At 55.0% G+C, this 17783-nt stretch carries 14 protein-coding genes; 7 read left to right on the forward strand and 7 right to left on the reverse strand.

What is annotated here, in order from left to right:
* Positions 1–83: 83 nt before the first annotated feature.
* The 5 genes from RT120_RS07730 to pdhR form a co-directional block, all read right to left on the reverse strand.
* On the reverse strand, positions 84–368 hold the full coding sequence (locus tag RT120_RS07730; protein WP_312981524.1) for a hypothetical protein: 285 nt from the start codon (positions 366–368) through the stop codon (positions 84–86).
* A gap of 202 nt (positions 369–570) precedes the next feature.
* A complete protein-coding gene (lpdA, locus tag RT120_RS07735; protein WP_125293651.1) occupies positions 571–1995 on the reverse strand; it encodes a dihydrolipoyl dehydrogenase in 1425 nt (474 codons plus the stop codon).
* A 210-nt stretch (positions 1996–2205) separates the two neighbouring features.
* The gene (gene aceF, locus RT120_RS07740; protein WP_312981527.1) at positions 2206–4104 is read right to left on the reverse strand and encodes a pyruvate dehydrogenase complex dihydrolipoyllysine-residue acetyltransferase; all 1899 of its coding nucleotides are present in this window, start codon (positions 4102–4104) and stop codon (positions 2206–2208) included.
* 14 nt (positions 4105–4118) lie between these two features.
* The gene (gene aceE, locus RT120_RS07745) at positions 4119–6782 is read right to left on the reverse strand and encodes a pyruvate dehydrogenase (acetyl-transferring), homodimeric type (RefSeq protein ID WP_312981529.1); all 2664 of its coding nucleotides are present in this window, start codon (positions 6780–6782) and stop codon (positions 4119–4121) included.
* A gap of 178 nt (positions 6783–6960) precedes the next feature.
* Positions 6961–7725 (reverse strand): pyruvate dehydrogenase complex transcriptional repressor PdhR, encoded by a 765-nt coding sequence (pdhR, locus tag RT120_RS07750; RefSeq protein ID WP_125293654.1) that lies wholly within the window; start codon positions 7723–7725, stop codon positions 6961–6963.
* A 536-nt stretch (positions 7726–8261) separates the two neighbouring features.
* On the opposite strand from pdhR, the gene aroP reads away from it, so the two are divergent.
* The 3 genes from aroP to RT120_RS07765 all read left to right on the forward strand — a co-directional run bounded on the left by aroP (position 8262) and on the right by RT120_RS07765 (position 12151).
* Positions 8262–9629 carry an aromatic amino acid transporter AroP gene (aroP, locus tag RT120_RS07755; protein ID WP_312981532.1) on the forward strand — a complete coding sequence of 456 codons (1368 nt, stop codon included), beginning with the start codon at positions 8262–8264 and terminating at the stop codon, positions 9627–9629.
* 168 nt (positions 9630–9797) lie between these two features.
* Entirely contained in the window at positions 9798–11204 is a 1407-nt protein-coding gene (locus RT120_RS07760; RefSeq protein WP_312981534.1) for an MFS transporter, read from the forward strand.
* Positions 11201–12151: a family 43 glycosylhydrolase gene (locus tag RT120_RS07765; protein ID WP_312981820.1), complete on the forward strand. Its 951-nt coding sequence runs from the start codon at positions 11201–11203 to the stop codon at positions 12149–12151. The genes RT120_RS07760 and RT120_RS07765 overlap by 4 nt, the downstream gene beginning before the upstream one ends.
* 18 nt (positions 12152–12169) lie before the next feature.
* On the opposite strand, the gene ampE is transcribed toward RT120_RS07765, so the two are convergent.
* The gene (ampE, locus tag RT120_RS07770; RefSeq protein WP_312981536.1) at positions 12170–13024 is read right to left on the reverse strand and encodes a beta-lactamase regulator AmpE; all 855 of its coding nucleotides are present in this window, start codon (positions 13022–13024) and stop codon (positions 12170–12172) included.
* Positions 13021–13584, reverse strand: coding sequence for a 1,6-anhydro-N-acetylmuramyl-L-alanine amidase AmpD (gene ampD, locus RT120_RS07775; RefSeq protein ID WP_312981538.1), 564 nt, complete (start codon positions 13582–13584; stop codon positions 13021–13023). Before ampD ends, ampE begins: the two co-directional genes overlap by 4 nt.
* A gap of 87 nt (positions 13585–13671) precedes the next feature.
* Between ampD and nadC the strand changes: the two genes are divergently transcribed.
* The 4 genes from nadC to hofC all read left to right on the forward strand — a co-directional run bounded on the left by nadC (position 13672) and on the right by hofC (position 17753).
* Positions 13672–14562, forward strand: coding sequence for a carboxylating nicotinate-nucleotide diphosphorylase (nadC, locus tag RT120_RS07780; protein ID WP_312981821.1), 891 nt, complete (start codon positions 13672–13674; stop codon positions 14560–14562).
* 178 nt (positions 14563–14740) lie between these two features.
* A complete protein-coding gene (gene ppdD / locus RT120_RS07785; protein ID WP_312981823.1) occupies positions 14741–15178 on the forward strand; it encodes a prepilin peptidase-dependent pilin in 438 nt (145 codons plus the stop codon).
* Positions 15179–15187: 9 nt separating this feature from the next.
* On the forward strand, positions 15188–16558 hold the full coding sequence (gene gspE / locus RT120_RS07790) for a type II secretion system protein GspE (protein WP_312981541.1): 1371 nt from the start codon (positions 15188–15190) through the stop codon (positions 16556–16558).
* Entirely contained in the window at positions 16551–17753 is a 1203-nt protein-coding gene (gene hofC, locus RT120_RS07795; RefSeq protein WP_312981542.1) for a protein transport protein HofC, read from the forward strand. Before gspE ends, hofC begins: the two co-directional genes overlap by 8 nt.
* Positions 17754–17783 lie beyond the last annotated feature (30 nt).

Genomic DNA, 17783 nt, shown 5'->3' on the forward strand with positions numbered 1-17783 from the left:
TTTTTGCACAACTGCCGGATCGGTCAACCGATCCTTAACTGATCGGCATTAGGCCCTTGCGCCGCTTTTTAATAATGAAAAACTTATCCCTGATGCGGCATCAGGCCAGGATGAGCCACCACCGGCGGTTTGTTACTGGAAAGATCGGCTTCATCGGCACGAATGCTGCCGGAGCCGGTGGCCCAGACGCCTTCCTGGGTTTGAGTGATTTGCTGGTGCTGGGCATTTAAATCTTCGCCCATGGCGGCGATGTGATTCGATTCGGTACCGCCGCTGTTATCAGCCCAGGGGATCTGCTGATCGGCGGCAAATGTCAGGCCAGAAAATAACGTGGCGGCGAAGGCTGTGGTAATCAAAAGCGTTTTCATCTTGCACCTCTAATGAGTTCATTAATTATTAGTTATCACACTATTAATTTAATGCGTTATTAGTTTGCATTGCGCGACAAGATGTATGGAAATATTGTTTGGGAAATGTTTTTCAGCGGGAGGGAATTCAGGTGCGGTGCGATACAGGAAGCGGGCAAAAAAAAGCGGCCATTCAGCCGCTTTTATCATTTGAAACGAAGGGTTACTTCTTCTTCGCTTTCGGGTTCGGCAGGTCGGTGATGCTACCTTCGAACACTTCTGCCGCCAGGCCAACAGACTCGTGTAGAGTCGGGTGAGCGTGGATGGTCAGCGCAATGTCTTCTGCGTCACAACCCATTTCGATCGCCAGACCAATTTCACCCAGCAGCTCGCCGCCGTTGGTACCGACAATCGCACCACCGATAACGCGGTGAGTTTCTTTGTCGAAAATCAGTTTGGTCATACCGTCTGCGCAGTCGGAAGCGATAGCACGGCCAGAAGCAGCCCACGGGAAGGTGGCGGTTTCGTAGCTGATACCTTTCTCTTTCGCTTCTTTCTCAGTCAGGCCAACCCATGCCACTTCTGGCTCGGTGTAAGCGATTGACGGGATCACTTTCGGATCGAAGTAGTGTTTCTTACCGGCGATAACTTCAGCGGCAACATGGCCTTCATGCACGCCTTTGTGCGCCAGCATCGGCTGACCGACGATATCGCCGATCGCGAAGATGTGCGGCACGTTGGTGCGCAGCTGCTTGTCAACGCGGATGAAGCCACGGTCGTCCACTTCCACGCCCGCTTTACCGGCGTCGAGGTTTTTACCGTTCGGCACACGGCCGATAGCAACCAGTACGGCATCGTAACGCTGCGCTTCGGCAGGCGCTTTTTTGCCTTCCATGGAAACGTAAATACCGTCTTCTTTGGCTTCAACGGCAGTCACTTTGGTTTCCAGCATCAGGTTGAATTTCTTGCTGATGCGTTTAGTGAAGACTTTAACGATGTCTTTATCAGCAGCCGGGATCACCTGGTCGAACATTTCAACCACGTCAATCTCTGAACCCAGTGCATGGTACACGGTACCCATTTCCAGGCCGATGATACCGCCGCCCATAACCAGCAGGCGTTTCGGAACGGTTTTCAGTTCCAGCGCATCGGTGGAGTCCCACACGCGAGGATCTTCGTGCGGAATAAACGGCAGTTCAATCGGACGGGAACCCGCCGCGATGATCGCGTTGTCGAAGTTGATGACGGTTTTGCCGTTTTCGCCTTCCACTTCCAGGGTGTTCGCCCCGGTAAATTTACCCAGACCGTTGACCACTTTTACTTTGCGGCCTTTCGCCATGCCAGCCAGACCACCGGTCAGCTGATTGATGACTTTTTCTTTCCAGGTACGAATCTTGTCGATATCGGTTTTCGGCTCGCCGAAGACGATACCGTGTTCAGCCAGCGCTTTGGCTTCTTCGATAACTTTAGCGACGTGCAGCAGCGCTTTAGAAGGGATACAGCCGACGTTCAGACAAACACCGCCCAGGGTGTTGTAACGTTCTACGATGACGGTCTCCAGACCTAAATCAGCGCAACGGAAGGCCGCAGAATAACCTGCCGGGCCTGCCCCAAGTACCACGACCTGAGTTTTGATTTCAGTACTCATCATGACCTCTGTAATTTATATCCGGCGGGTCTGACGCTATTGTTGTTACGCCCATCATCCACCGGGACGTTCTATCCGCCCGTATTTTACAAAATTGTTAACAATTTTGAAACAACAAAACGGTAAACGATTTGTCCTTTGTTCCTGATAACCGCATAAAGCCTCATGAGATTATCAGAAAAAAGCCGGCCGTCAGGCCGGCTTTTTCGATTACATCACCAGGCGGCGAATGTCGCTCAGCATGTTGTTGATGATGGTGATGAAACGCGCACCATCAGCACCGTCGATGACGCGGTGGTCGAAGGACAGAGAAATCGGCATCATCAGACGCGGAGTAAACTCTTTACCATTCCACACCGGTTCCATCGCAGACTTGGACACACCGAGAATTGCCACTTCCGGCGCGTTAACAATCGGCGCGAAATGGGTCGTACCCAGGCCACCGATGCTGGAGATAGTGAAGCAACCGCCCTGCATTTCGCCAGCAGTCAGCTTGCCATCACGCGCTTTCTTAGAAATCACGGTCAGTTCGCGGGACAGCTCGGTAATGCTCTTCTTGTTCACGTCTTTGAAGACCGGAACAACCAGACCATTCGGGGTATCTACCGCAACACCGATGTTGATGTATTTCTTCAGCGTCAGCTTCTGGCCATCTTCGGACAGGGAGCTGTTGAAGCGCGGCATCTGCTCCAGGGCAGCGGCAACGGCTTTCATGATGAAGACAACCGGGGTGAATTTCACGTCCAGTTTGCGCTTCTCAGCTTCGGCGTTCTGCTGTTTACGGAACGCTTCCAGATCGGTGATATCGGTTTTGTCGAAGTGAGTAACGTGCGGGATCATCACCCAGTTACGGCTCAGGTTGGCACCAGAGATTTTCTGGATGCGGCCCAGTTCCACTTCTTCGATTTCACCAAACTTGCTGAAGTCCACTTTCGGCCATGGCAGCATGCCTGGGATACCGCCGCCGGTGGCAGCAGCAGGTGCGGATTCAGCGCGTTTCACTGCGTCTTTCACGTAAGCCTGAACGTCTTCGCGCAGGATACGGCCTTTACGACCGGTGCCTTTCACTTTCGCCAGGTTAACGCCGAATTCGCGCGCCAGGCGGCGGATCAGCGGAGTCGCGTGAACGTAAGCGTCGTTTTCAGCGAATTCAGTTTTGCCTTCCGCTTTAGCCGGTGCAGCGGCCGGTTTTTCTGCTTTCGCAGCCGGAGCCGGTGCAGCCGCTTCTTGCTTAGCCGCCGGAGCAGCAGCAGGCGCAGCGCCTTCCACTTCGAAGATCATGATCAGAGAACCGGTAGACACTTTGTCGCCGGTGTTGATTTTGATCTCGGATACGGTGCCCGCGAACGGTGCCGGAACTTCCATAGAAGCTTTGTCGCCTTCTACGGTGATCAGTGATTGTTCAGCGGCCACTTTATCGCCCACTTTCACCATCACTTCGGTCACTTCGACTTCGTCGCCGCCGATGTCCGGAACGTTAACTTCTTTAGAACCGGAAGCCGCTGCCGGTGCGGAAGCCGCCTGCTCTTTCACTTCAGGCTTAGCCTGAGCCGCAGTCGCCTCGCCCGCCACTTCGAATACCATGATCAGGGAGCCAGTGGAGACTTTGTCGCCGGTGTTGATTTTGATCTCTTTAACCTTGCCCGCGAACGGAGAAGGGACTTCCATAGAGGCTTTATCGCCTTCCACGGTGATCAGAGACTGCTCAGCGGTCACGCTGTCGCCGACTTTAACCATGATTTCGGTGACTTCAACTTCGTCACTGCCGATATCCGGTACGTTAACGTCTTTCACGCCGCCCGCTGCAGCAGGTGCTGCCGCCGGAGCCGCTTCTTTCTTCTCTTCTGCCTTGGCAGGTGCAGCGTCAGCTGCACCGTCGGCGGAATCGAAAATCATAATCAGTTTGCCGGTCTCGGTTTTGTCGCCAACAGAGACTTTGATCTCTTTCACGACGCCAGCCTGCGGAGACGGCACTTCCATAGAGGCTTTGTCGCCTTCTACGGTGATCAGCGACTGTTCAGCTTCAACTTTGTCGCCCACTTTGACCAGGATCTCGGTGATTTCAACTTCATCAGCCCCGATGTCCGGTACGTTGATTTCGATAGCCATTATTCTTTTACCTCTTACGCCAGACGCGGGTTAACTTTTTCTGCATCGATGTTGAATTTAGTGATTGCATCGGCAACCACTTTCTTATCGATTTCGCCACGTTTAGCCAGTTCGCCCAGGGCCGCTACAACCACGTAGGAAGCATCAACTTCGAAGTGGTGACGCAGGTTTTCACGGCTGTCAGAGCGACCGAAACCGTCGGTACCCAGTACGCGGTAATCATCAGCCGGTACATAAGTACGAACCTGTTCAGCAAACAGTTTCATATAGTCAGTAGATGCGACTGCCGGCGCGTCGTTCATCACCTGAGCGATGTACGGAACACGCGGAGTTTCCATCGGGTGCAGCATGTTCCAGCGCTCACAATCCTGGCCATCACGCGCCAGTTCAGTGAAGGAGGTCACGCTGTACACATCAGAACCCACGCCGTAGTCTTTCGCCAGGATCTCTGCCGCTTCACGCACGTGACGCAGGATAGAACCGGAGCCCAGCAGCTGAACTTTACCTTTACTACCTTCGATAGTTTCGAGTTTGTAGATACCTTTACGGATACCTTCCTCGGCACCTTCCGGCATCGCCGGCATGTGGTAGTTTTCGTTCAGGGTGGTGATGTAGTAGTAAATGTTCTCCTGCGCTTCACCGTACATGCGTTGCAGACCATCGTGCATGATCACAGCAACTTCGTAGGCGTAAGACGGATCGTAAGAGATACAGTTCGGGATAGTCAGAGACTGAATATGGCTGTGGCCATCTTCGTGCTGCAAACCTTCACCGTTCAGAGTCGTACGACCAGACGTCCCGCCGATCAGGAAGCCGCGCGCCTGTTGGTCACCTGCTGCCCAGCACAGGTCGCCGATACGCTGGAAACCGAACATGGAGTAGTAGATGTAGAACGGGATCATCGGCAGATCGTTGGTGCTGTAGGAGGTCGCCGCCGCCAGCCAGGAAGAACCTGCGCCCAGCTCGTTGATGCCTTCCTGCAGAATCTGGCCTTTCTCGTCTTCTTTGTAGTACGCAACCTGCTCACGGTCCTGTGGGGTGTACTGCTGGCCGTTCGGGCTGTAGATACCAATCTGACGGAACAGACCTTCCATACCAAAGGTACGCGCTTCGTCAGCGATGATCGGAACCAGACGGTCTTTGATAGACGGGTTCTTCAGCATCACGTTCAGGGCACGAACGAAAGCGATAGTGGTGGAGATCTCTTTGTTCTGTTCTTCCAGCAGCTGTTGGAAGTCTTCCAGCTTCGGCAGTTCCAGCTTCTCAGTGAAGTTCGGAATGCGGCTCGGCAGGTAGCCGTGCAGTTTTTCACGCTGGCCGTGCAGGTATTTGTGCTCTTCAGAACCTTCCGGGAAGGTAATGTAAGACAGCTTTTCAACCTGCTCATCGGTGACGGGAACATTGAAACGGTCGCGGATATAACGCACGCCGTCCATGTTCATTTTCTTCACCTGGTGAGCGATGTTCTTACCTTCGGCGGTGTCACCCATGCCATAGCCTTTAACGGTATGGGCCAGGATAACGGTCGCTTTGCCTTTGGTTTCCTGCGCTTTTTTGAATGCAGCGTAGATTTTCTTCGGATCGTGGCCGCCACGGTTCAGGGCCCAAATCTGATCGTCAGTCCAGTCGGCAACCAGTGCGGCAGTTTCCGGGTATTTACCGAAGAAGTGCTCGCGAACGTACGCGCCGTTTTTGGATTTGAAGGTCTGATAGTCGCCGTCAACGGTTTCGTTCATCAGCTGGATCAGTTTACCGCTGGTGTCTTTACGCAGCAGCTCGTCCCAACGGGAACCCCACATCACCTTGATCACGTTCCAGCCAGCGCCTGCGAAGATACCTTCCAGTTCGTTAACGATTTTGCCGTTACCGGTTACCGGGCCATCCAGACGTTGCAGGTTACAGTTGATCACGAACACCAGGTTATCCAGTTTTTCACGGGTCGCGATGGTGATGGCGCCTTTGGATTCCGGCTCATCCATCTCGCCGTCGCCCAGGAAGGCGTAAACGGTTTGCTGGGAGGTGTCTTTCAGGCCACGGTGTTCCAGATACTTCAGGAATTTAGCCTGGTAGATCGCACCGATAGGGCCCAGACCCATAGATACGGTCGGGAACTGCCAGAATTCCGGCATCAGTTTCGGGTGCGGGTAAGAGGACAGACCATTGCCATGCACTTCCTGACGGAAGTTGTTCATCTGCTCTTCGGTCAGACGGCCTTCCAGGAAAGCACGTGCGTATACGCCCGGAGAGATGTGGCCCTGGAAGTACACCAGGTCGCCGCCGTCTTTGTCGTTGCGCGCACGGAAGAAGTGGTTGAAGCACACATCATACACGGTCGCGGAAGACTGGAAGGACGCCATGTGGCCGCCAAGCTCCAGGTCTTTTTTAGACGCGCGCAGCACGGTCATGATGGCGTTCCAGCGAATAGCCGAGCGAATACGACGTTCCAGCTCCAGATTCCCCGGGTATTCCGGTTCATCTTCAACGGCAATAGTGTTGATGTAGTTGCCAGCTCCGGTACCAGCGGCAACCTGTACGCCGCCTTTACGGGCTTCGCTCAGGAGCTGGTCAATCAGATACTGAGCACGCTCAACACCTTCTTCACGGATTACCGATTCGATCGCCTGTAGCCAGTCGCGAGTTTCAATCGGATCCACGTCATTTTGTAAACGTTCTGACATGGGGGGTATTCCTTATCTATCTAATACGTTGATTTAGCTGGAACCTGTCCCATTGTATTTTCATGAAGTGACTGCTCACAAAAACACAATAAGACAGGTTCTGCGTTTAGTTGCCGCGCTCTAAAAGTTGGCGCTCAATTCGCACTGTTTTCTTACTCTGACGAGCCGGAAAAAGCGCTTAGTCCTTTCGTTGCTGTAGGCGGCGCAGTGAACGTTCACGACGACTGTGCTCACGGCTGCGGTCCAGCAATATCTCCTCAATAAAAGCGAGATGGCGATGCGACGCTTCTCGCGCCTGCTCCGGCTCTCTCGCCATAATCGCCTCGAATATACGAGAACGATGGTTGCTTACCAGCGGGAGCATCTCCCGGCGGGCGTACAGCAATTCAAAATTCTGTCGAACGTTTTGGGCCAGCATAGGCTCCATGCAGCGCAGTAAGTGTAGTAGCACAACGTTGTGTGCAGCTTCGGTGACTGCAATTTGATACTGCATGACGGCGTCGGATTCGGCATCCAGGTCGCCGGATTGCTGGGCAAGCTCAATGGCCTGATGGAGTTCACGGATACGCTCAAGGTCTTCGTCAGTGCTGCGAAGCGCGGCGTAATACGCGGCGATGCCCTCAAGGGCATGACGGGTTTCCAGCAGATCAAATTGAGATTCAGGGTGATCGGTCAGCAGCTCGACCAGCGGGTCGCTGAAGCTCTGCCATAGTGTGCTTTGAACAAATGTCCCGCCTCCCTGGCGACGAAGCAGTAATCCTTTGGCTTCGAGACGCTGAATCGCCTCTCGGAGTGAAGGACGCGATACGTCGAACTGTTTTGCCAGTTCGCGTTCCGGTGGGAGTTTTTCGCCAGGACGCAAGGTCCCTTCCAGGATGAGAAACTCCAGTTGCTGCTCAATCACATCGGATAGTTTTGGTTGGCGGATTTTGCTGTAGGCCATTATTCCCTGTCTCTGCCATTAGCCCGGAGTCAATTGGTATGACCAATTTCACATTCGTGACGCTAAAGTAACAAAGTATTCACCTTCTGTCCATCCCGGTTTTGATTGAAATCAGTAAAGCAGGCACATTTTAACAACCCTACAGAAATAACGTTTCATTAATGTAACTTTGCACAAATGAGTTGATTACCACCAAAGAAGTAGTTTTAACCTTAATGAAACGTGGATATTTGCGATCTGAACCGATTCATCAGAGTAAAGTATGAATATAAATGCGTAATAGTCGTATAAATTGAAAATGCATTCGGGAAGGATTAATAACGGGGCGATTTACAAATGGTTTCTTTTTATTCACTTCATCTGCAACCGCGATAAAACCAGGTGCAATCAACTGCGCTTACCACTATTCTTGGCGCTGTGGTAGAGGAATAGGGAAAATTAAGCCTTCCACTTCGTAAATAAAAAAATACACCTATCGGAATATACAACTTACAACGGTGATATTTCACACCGATTATAACCGCACACGAGGTTCTATGATGGAAGGTCAACACGACACGCTGAAGCGCGGCCTAAAAAACCGCCATATTCAGCTTATCGCGCTGGGAGGAGCAATTGGCACGGGCCTGTTTCTGGGCAGCGCTTCTGTTATCCAGTCCGCAGGGCCAGGTATTATTCTCGGCTACGCTATCGCGGGTTTTATTGCCTTTTTGATTATGCGTCAGTTAGGCGAAATGGTAGTAGAAGAACCTGTTGCAGGGTCATTCAGCCACTTCGCTTATAAATACTGGGGCGGATTTGCTGGCTTCGCTTCCGGGTGGAACTATTGGGTACTGTATGTGCTGGTCGCGATGGCGGAACTGACCGCCGTTGGTAAATACATTCAATTCTGGTGGCCGGAAATCCCGACCTGGGTCTCAGCCGCCGTATTCTTCGTGCTGATCAACGCCATCAACCTGACCAACGTGAAAGTGTTTGGTGAAATGGAATTCTGGTTCGCGATTATCAAAGTTATCGCGGTTATCGGGATGATCCTGTTCGGCGGCTGGCTGCTGTTTAGCGGTACGGCGGGCCCGCAGGCCACCGTTCGCAACCTGTGGGAACAGGGCGGTTTTCTGCCGCACGGTATGTCGGGGCTGGTAATGATGATGGCGATCATTATGTTTTCTTTCGGCGGGCTGGAGCTGGTGGGTATTACCGCCGCTGAAGCCGATAACCCGCAAGAAAGCATCCCGAAAGCCACTAACCAGGTTATCTACCGCATCCTGATTTTCTATGTGGGCTCCCTGGCGGTGCTGCTTTCGCTGATGCCGTGGTCGCGCGTGACCGCAGATACCAGCCCGTTCGTGTTTATCTTCCATGAGCTGGGCGATGCGCTGGTCGCGAATGCGCTTAACATCGTGGTACTGACGGCGGCGCTGTCGGTTTATAACAGCTGCGTCTACTGCAACAGCCGTATGCTGTTTGGCCTGGCGCAACAGGGTAATGCGCCGAAAATGCTGCAAAAAGTGGATAAGCGCGGCGTACCGGTTAACACCATCCTGATCTCCTCGCTGTTCACCGCGCTGTGCGTGCTAATTAACTATTTCGCACCGGAAGAAGCTTTCGGCCTGCTGATGGCGTTAGTGGTTTCCGCACTGGTGATCAACTGGGCGATGATTAGCCTCGCGCACATGAAATTCCGCCGTGCCAAACAGTTGCAGGGCGTGAAAACTCGCTTCCCGGCAATTTTCTACCCGATGGGCAACTGGCTGTGCCTGGCCTTTATGGCGGCAGTGCTGATCATCATGCTGATGACCCCGGGTATGGCGATCTCTGTATACCTTATCCCGGTATGGTTGGTGATTCTGGGCGTAGGTTATATGTTCAAACAGAAAAGCGCTAAGGTCGCGAAAGCGCACTAATCCTCTCTTTTCACCCTCTCCTTGCGGAGAGGGTGGTTCCTTAAATGCTACCTGGCTCACACTTTCCTTTTCACAGCATTTTTATCCATGTCTCTACCAACTTCCTGCAACGCAATAAATCTTTAGCAGGCGAATAATTATTCCCACATCTCAGTGGGAGAAACCAACATGGATAACAGCAAACTGTCTGTTAAAGAAAAAATCGGCTACGGCATGGGCGACGCGGGATGTAACATCATCTTCGGTGCCATCATGTTGTTTGTGAACTATTTTTATACGGATATTTTTGGCCTTGCCCCTGCGCTGGTTGGGGTGCTACTGCTCTCTATCCGGGTCATTGATGCCGTAACGGACCCCATTATGGGCGCCCTCGCCGACCGCACCCAAAGCAAATACGGGCGCTTCCGCCCCTGGCTTTTGTGGATTGCAGTACCTTACGCCCTGTTCAGCATCCTGATGTTTACCACGCCGGACTGGAGCTACAGTAGCAAAGTTGTCTATGCGTTTGTCACCTACTTCCTGCTGTCGTTAACCTATACGGCGATTAATATCCCCTACTGCTCGCTGGGCGGCGTGATCACCAGCGACCCGAAAGAGCGCGTGGCCTGCCAGTCGTATCGTTTTGTCATGGTGGGTATCGCCACGCTGTTGCTGTCGCTGACCCTGCTGCCGATGGCGGAATGGTTTGGCGGCGAGGACAAAGCCAAAGGCTATCAGATGGCGATGACCGTACTGGCATTTATCGGCATGTGCATGTTCCTGTTCTGCTTTGCCACGGTGCGCGAGCGTATCCGCCCGGCAGTACCCACTCACGACGACATGAAAAAAGACATGAAGGATGTCTGGAAAAACGACCAGTGGGTGCGAATATTACTGCTCACCCTGTGCAACGTTTGTCCGGGCTTTATCCGCATGGCGGCCACCATGTATTACGTTACCTGGGTAATGGGGCAAAGCACCCACTTCGCCACGATTTTCATCAGCCTCGGCGTGGTCGGTATGATGATCGGCAGTATGCTGGCGAAAGTGCTGACCGACCGCTGGTGCAAACTGAAAGTTTTCTTCTGGACTAACATCGTGCTGGCCATCTTCTCCTGCGCGTTCTATTTCTTTGACCCGCAGGCAACAGTCATGATTGTCGTTCTCTACTTCCTGCTGAATATCCTGCACCAGATCCCTTCCCCGCTGCACTGGTCATTAATGGCGGACGTCGACGATTACGGCGAATGGAAAACCGGCAAGCGCATCACCGGTATCAGCTTCTCCGGCAACCTGTTCTTCCTGAAGGTGGGCCTGGCGGTGGCCGGGGCGATGGTGGGCTTCCTGCTCTCCTGGTATGGCTACGACGCGGGGGCCAAATCTCAAAGCGCCAGCGCCATCAACGGCATCGTGCTGTTATTCTCGGTGATCCCTGGGGTTGGCTACCTCATCACCGCAGGCGTGGTGCGTCTGCTGAAAGTGGATCGTGAACTGATGAAAACCATTCAGGCGGATCTGGCGAAGCGCCGCGTCAATTATCATGAACTGGGCGAGAACGTGGGCGTTCCCGTCAGCGAACAGGTAAGGAAAGCATAATGAACTGGTCGAATCCTTTTATTGAGCAACGCGCCGACCCGTATATTTTGCGCCACCAGAGCGGCTACTATTTCGTTGCCTCCGTACCGGAATACGACAGGCTGGAACTGCGCCGGGCCAGCACTCTGGATGGGTTGCGCAGTGCCGAACCGGTTGTGGTGTGGCGCAAACCTGCCTCCGGGCCGATGAGCGAACTGATCTGGGCGCCGGAACTGCACCCTATCGACGGGAAATGGTACCTCTACTTCGCGGCGACCTGGACCAAAGCGCTGGACGCGCTGAATATGTTCCAGCACCGCATGTTTGTACTGGAATGCGAAGATGCCGATCCGCTGACCGGAAAGTGGCATGAGAAAGGCCAGGTTAAAACGCCGTTTGATACCTTCGCGCTGGATGCCACCACGTTTGTGCATCAGGGCAAACGCTGGTATCTATGGGCGCAGAAATCGCCGCATATTCCCGGCAACTCGAACCTGTATCTGGCAGAAATGGAAACGCCGTGGATGCTGAAAGGCGAACCGGTGATGCTCAGCAAACCGGAATATGACTGGGAATGCCGGGGTTTTCTGGTGAACGAAGGCCCGGCGGTACTGTTTCATGGTGACCGGCTGTTTATCAGCTACTCCGCCAGCGCCACCGATGAAAACTACTGCATGGGCCTGCTGTGGATCGACATCCACGCCAATCCGCTGGATCCGGCGAACTGGCACAAATCCCCGCAGCCCGTGTTCCGCACCAGCTATGAAAACCGCCAGTACGGCCCCGGCCATAACAGCTTCACCCAAACCGAAGAAGGTGACGACGTGCTGGTTTACCACGCGCGCAACTATACGGAAATCGAAGGCGACCCGCTGTACGATCCCAACCGTCACACCCGTCTGAAAATTATCCGTTGGGACGAAAACGGGATGCCCGATTTCGGCATCCCGCCTGCGGAGACGTGCTAAGCGCTACGGCGCGCTGGGTTATACCAGCGTGCCGTAAATCGTCAGCAGCGCAACGACCACCACAATCACGAATGTTGTTTTCTTCGCCATGGATACCGCCGCTTTCGGCGTTTCGATTTTATCCAGGTGCGGCTCGCGCGCTAACGAGAACTGCGCCAGACGCGTCAGCACCTGATATTGCGACGTATGGCGATCGGCCAGCGACGCGAACCACGCCGGCAGCGCCCGTTCGCCGTGGCCCAACAGGGCATACACCACGCCCGCCAGACGTACCGGCACCCAGTCCAGCACGTGCAAAATGCTGTCCACGCCGGAATAGAGACGTTGCTGCGGCGAGTGATGGCGCGCCAGCCAGGCCTGCCAGGCGCGCAGGAACGCGTAGCCGGTCAACAATACTGGTCCCCAGATCCCACCGACAATAAACCAAAACAGCGGTGCCAGATAAAAACGGAAGTTAATCCACAGTAGCGCGTTTTGCAGCTCGCGCAGATACTCGCGCTCGTCACACTCGTGCGGAACGCCATGGATCAGCGTCAGCTCCGCCGACATCGCCTCTCTGGCATGGCTGTCGCCCTGGCTCGCCGCTTTTAAATAGGCGTGGTAGTGCAGACGAACCTGCCCTGCCCCGATACACAACAGCCCCAGCAATATCCAGAACACCAGCAGCGGCACATTGAAAAACAGCCCGTACAGTGCGCGCAGGCAGAGCCAGACAATTAGCATCGCGAGCAGCGCCATGCCGAGAGTGCGCCACCAGGAAAAATGGTGGATCCGGCGGAATACGCCTTCCAGACGGCTGTCCAGCTGCCAGTGCTCGCCAAGCTTAAATAAGCGCTCGGCGATAAGCACCAGCAGCAGGGTGAATAACGTCATGACACCTCCTTATTTGTCGGGCTGGCGACCAGCGCGCGAAAACGCTGCCAGTCAAACGCCGGGCCGGGATCGGTTTTGCGCGTCGGCGCGATATCGCTATGCCCGGTCATATGCCGGGCAATTTTCGGATACTGTGCGATAAGCGTGCGCGTCAGCGCGGCAAGCTGCTGATATTGCACATCGGTATAGGGCAAAATATCGGTGCCTTCCAGCTCGATACCGATAGAAAAATCGTTGCAGCGCTCACGGCCCTGATACAACGAGACTCCCGCATGCCAGGCGCGTTTATCGAAGGGGACATACTGAACGATTTCGCCATCGCGGCGAATCAGACAATGTGCGGACACGCGCAAATGGGCGATATCAGCAAAGTAAGGATGGGCGTCGGGATCTAACGTTCCGGCGAACAGCGCGTCAATCCACGGCCCGCCGAATTCACCCGGCGGCAAACTGATATTGTGTACCACCAGTAACCCAGGCTGTTCATCATCTGGCCGACTATCCTGATGAGGCGAGCACAGATGCCTCACTCCCTGTAGCCAGCCCCCGTTAACCTGCATGCGGCGACCTCCTTTCTATGGTGCAGAAACACGCTTCAGAGTAGCATGTTTACCTCTCAGGATTAGCCACCAATTTGGAGTTTTATGATGTCGCCTCGCCGTTATAATCCCGACCATCGACGTGACGCGCTGCTCGATCGCATCAATCACGATATCCCACAAATTATCGCCGCCGCGCTGCGTGAAGACCTGGGCGGTGAAGTTGACGCCAACAACGATATTACGGCGCAACTGTTGCCGGAAGACCAGCAATCCCACGCGGTAGTGATTACCCGTGAAGCCGGGGTGTTTTGCGGCAAGCGTTGGGTTGAAGAGGTATTTATCCAGTTGGGCGGCGACGTGGAGGTCCTCTGGCACGTCAATGACGGCGACCGCCTGGTGCCCAACCAGCCATTGTTTGAACTGAAAGGCCCGTCGCGCATCCTGCTGACCGGCGAGCGTACCGCGCTTAATTTCGTGCAAACCCTTTCCGGCGTCGCCAGCCTGGTGCGCAGCTATGTCGATCTGCTCGACGGCACCAAAACCCAACTGCTGGACACCCGTAAAACCCTTCCTGGCCTGCGCACCGCGCTGAAATACGCGGTGCTGTGCGGCGGCGGTAATAATCATCGCCTCGGCCTGAGCGACGCGTTTCTGATTAAAGAAAACCACATTATCGCATCAGGATCGGTGCGCAACGCCGTGGAAAAAGCTTTCTGGCTGCACCCGGATGTCCCGGTGGAAGTGGAAGTGGAATCGCTGGATGAACTGGACGATGCCCTGAAAGCGGGCGCGGACATCGTGATGCTGGATAACTTCACCGTTGACGATATGCGCGAAGCGGTTAAACGCACCAACGGCCAGGCGCGCCTGGAGGTTTCCGGCAACGTCACTACAGAGACGCTGCGCAGCTTCGCGGAAACCGGCGTGGACTTTATTTCCGTCGGCGCGTTGACCAAACACGTTCAGGCGCTCGACCTGTCTATGCGTTTTCGCTGATAAAGAGCCGGAGGTTCGCTTCCGGCGCTATCCACATATGCGATCTGTATTCCTGCAAAATGTCTCCCCCCTGCAACGGCTGAAATAGCCTGGAAAGCAGCGTCAAAAGTGGTCATTTCCCACTCGTTTGCGCTCTCGTGCTCTGAGAAAGTGGCATCCCCACATCAAGGAGCGAATGATGAACAGACAACACGGTTTCACCCTGATCGAACTTATGGTGGTCATTGGCATAATCGCCATTCTGAGCGCCATCGGTATTCCCGCCTACCAGAACTACCTGCGCAAAGCCGCGCTGACGGATATGCTGCAAACCTTTGTGCCGTACCGCACCGCCGTAGAGCTGTGCGCCATTGAAAGCGGCGGCATCGGCAGTTGCGATGCCGGTAGCAAAGGCATCCCCTCGCCAAAAACCACACGCTACGTTTCGGCTATGAGCATCGCGGCAGGCAAAGTCACGCTCACTGGCCAGGAAAGCCTCAACGGGTTAACCGTCACGCTCACGCCCGCCTGGAGCAACAGCGAAGGCGTTACTGGCTGGCAGCGCATCTGCGACAGCGGCAGCGATGGCGCGCTGAAACAAGCCTGCGAAGACACCTTCCGGTTTAATGCTGAGTAAGGGCTCGTCATGGATCAGGAATTTCTGGTGGCGCTGTGCAAGCGCCATCATGCGCAGCTACTGGATATCACTGACGCAGAGGTGCGCATCGCCCTCAGCGAAGGGCCGAGCATAGAGCTGCTGGATGCGCTGCGCTTTGCCACGCAGCGGCAAATCAAAATTGAGTGCTGGAGCGCCGAACAACTGGAAAAACACCAGCACCAGACGCAGCCCGCGCTGCCTGATGACAACACCTCCGCCGTCGCCTGGCTTGATGAAGCCCTGCTGCATGCGTTAAAACGGCGTGCCTCAGATATTCATATTGAGCCCGGCGACGCCCACTGGCGGGTGCGGCTACGCGTTGATGGCGTACTGCATGTTTTTGCCACGTTGACGGCGGAGCTGGCGCTGGCGGTGATGGCGCGCCTGAAAGTGCTGGGCGAACTGGATATTGCCGAACGCAGGCTACCGCAGGACGGGCAATTTTCGCTGCCGCTTCAGGGAAAATCGGTTTCATTTCGCCTTTCGACCCTGCCCTGCCGGAGCGGTGAAAAAGCGGTACTGCGGCTGCTGGAGCAAAACGATCGCCCGCTCGCGGTAGAGACGCTGGGCATGTTGCCGGTTCAGCAGGCTGATTTTTACCGGGCCATCCGCGCGCCACAGGGGCTGATTCTGGTAACGGGCCCGACGGGGAGCGGCAAGACCATTACCCTGTACAGCGCGCTGGGGGCGTTAAATAGCCCGGAGAGTAATCTGTGCAGCGTTGAAGACCCCATCGAAATCCCGCTGTCCGGCCTGAACCAAACCCAGGTAAACATTAAAGCGGGGCTTAATTTCCAGAACGTCCTGCGCGCCCTGCTGCGCCAGGACCCGGATGTAGTGATGGTCGGAGAAATCCGCGATGGCGAAACCGCAGAAATCGCCATCAAAGCCGCACAGACTGGTCATCTGGTGTTATCGACCCTGCATACCAACTCCACCGTGGAGACGATTACGCGGCTGGAGCAAATGGGTATCGCCCGCTGGATGCTGGCATCGGCGTTAGAAATCATTATTGCCCAGCGGCTGGTGCGCCGTTTGTGCCCGCATTGCCGGGTACGTTTAGCACAACCTGCCGCGCTGCCCGCCGCATTCTGGTCAAGCCCACTTTACGCATGGGAAGCGAAAGGCTGCGCGCAGTGCTATTCCGGCTTTTACGGGCGCGTGGCGCTGTTCGAAGTGCTGACGCTGGAGCCTGGGTTGCGCCAGGCAATCGTCGATGGCGCATCGGCGCAGCAGATTGAACAGCAGGCACGCGAGCTGGGCATGGTGACGCTGTTCGAGCACGGCTTACAGGCGGTGGACCAGGGCTTGACCACATTACAGGAGGTATATCGGGTTCTGGGGATACCTTATGAGTGAACGCCGGTTATGGCAGTGGAGCGGCCTGGACGATCAAGGCACGCCATGCAGCGGTTTAGTTTGGGGGGCGGAGCGCACCACGGCGCTGCAACATTTATACGATCGCAATATCTGGCCTCTGAAGGTGAAGCGCCAGGCTGTCTCACGCCAGTACTGGAACCTGACCTATAAAATTCACTTTATTCGCCAGTTAGCTACGCTGTTGCAGGCCGGGATTGCCCTACCCCAGGGGTTATCGATGCTGGCGGAGCAGCATTCCCGACCACAGTGGCGGGCGCTGTTACAGGCACTGACCCAACAGGTGACCGAGGGTGTGCCGTTTTCCGATGCCCTTAAGGCATGGCCCTGGGTGTTTCCACCGCTGTTTATCGCGCTGATCCGCACCGGGGAGATCACCGGCAAGCTCGATGAATGCTGCCTACGTCTGGCGGTTCAGCAGGAGGAACAGCAGGCGCTACGGAAAAAAGTTGTCAAAGCGCTGCGCTACCCAGTGATTATCTTTGTGATGGCGCTCGCCGTTACCCTCGGCATGGCAGGATTTGTACTGCCGGAATTCGCGGCAATCTATCGCGCGTTTAACGCCCCACTACCGGCGTTAACCCAGGGCGTGATGGCGTTTTCGGCCTTTATTACCGGCAGTGGACACTGGCTGGCGCTGGCCGCTGGCGCGCTTATCGCGGGTGTTCTCAGGTGCCGCCGCAACCCGAACTGGCAGTGGCAGGAACAAAACCTCTTACTGCGGCTTCCGCTGGTGGGCGAGCTGGTTCGCGGCCAGCGATTGAGCCAGATCTATACCATTCTCGCCATGACCCAGCAGGCGGGTTTACCGTTATTACAGGGGCTTGAGGCGGTGATGCAAACGCTTACCTCCCCGTTCTGGCGGCAAATGCTGGCGCGCATTATGCAGAAAATAGGCGACGGCGTGCCGTTCTGGAAAACGCTGGAAGAGGAAAAAGGCTTTACGCCGCTGTGTCGGCAACTGATTTACACCGCCGAGGAAACCGGATCGATGGATTTAATCCTGGCGCGGCTGGCACACTGGCATACCGGGCAAACCCACGAGCGCGCCGATTCGCTGTCGTCCACGCTAGAACCGCTGATGATGGTGGTAATTGGGCTGATTGTCGGGACGCTGGTGATCGCCATGTATCTGCCGGTCTTTCAGATGGGAGACGCCATGAGCGGGGCGAATTAACCGTATAAAAAAGCAGAAGGTCACCCTCCT

This window comes from Atlantibacter sp. (assembly GCF_032062175.1).
Lineage (GTDB): Bacteria > Pseudomonadota > Gammaproteobacteria > Enterobacterales > Enterobacteriaceae > Atlantibacter.

Excerpts from the sequence above, each read along its gene's own strand:
- gspE (WP_312981541.1), top strand. The coding sequence starts at position 15,188 with ATGGATCAGGAATTTCTGGTGGCGCTGTGCAAGCGCCATCATGCGCAG.
- ampE (WP_312981536.1), bottom strand. The coding sequence starts at position 13,024 with ATGACGTTATTCACCCTGCTGCTGGTGCTTATCGCCGAGCGCTTATTT.
- RT120_RS07730 (WP_312981524.1), bottom strand. The coding sequence starts at position 368 with ATGAAAACGCTTTTGATTACCACAGCCTTCGCCGCCACGTTATTTTCT.
- RT120_RS07760 (WP_312981534.1), top strand. The coding sequence starts at position 9,798 with ATGGATAACAGCAAACTGTCTGTTAAAGAAAAAATCGGCTACGGCATG.
- aroP (WP_312981532.1), top strand. The coding sequence starts at position 8,262 with ATGATGGAAGGTCAACACGACACGCTGAAGCGCGGCCTAAAAAACCGC.
- aceE (WP_312981529.1), bottom strand. The coding sequence starts at position 6,782 with ATGTCAGAACGTTTACAAAATGACGTGGATCCGATTGAAACTCGCGAC.
- nadC (WP_312981821.1), top strand. The coding sequence starts at position 13,672 with ATGTCGCCTCGCCGTTATAATCCCGACCATCGACGTGACGCGCTGCTC.
- ppdD (WP_312981823.1), top strand. The coding sequence starts at position 14,741 with ATGAACAGACAACACGGTTTCACCCTGATCGAACTTATGGTGGTCATT.
- lpdA (WP_125293651.1), bottom strand. The coding sequence starts at position 1,995 with ATGAGTACTGAAATCAAAACTCAGGTCGTGGTACTTGGGGCAGGCCCG.
- hofC (WP_312981542.1), top strand. The coding sequence starts at position 16,551 with ATGAGTGAACGCCGGTTATGGCAGTGGAGCGGCCTGGACGATCAAGGC.
- ampD (WP_312981538.1), bottom strand. The coding sequence starts at position 13,584 with ATGCAGGTTAACGGGGGCTGGCTACAGGGAGTGAGGCATCTGTGCTCG.
- aceF (WP_312981527.1), bottom strand. The coding sequence starts at position 4,104 with ATGGCTATCGAAATCAACGTACCGGACATCGGGGCTGATGAAGTTGAA.
- pdhR (WP_125293654.1), bottom strand. The coding sequence starts at position 7,725 with ATGGCCTACAGCAAAATCCGCCAACCAAAACTATCCGATGTGATTGAG.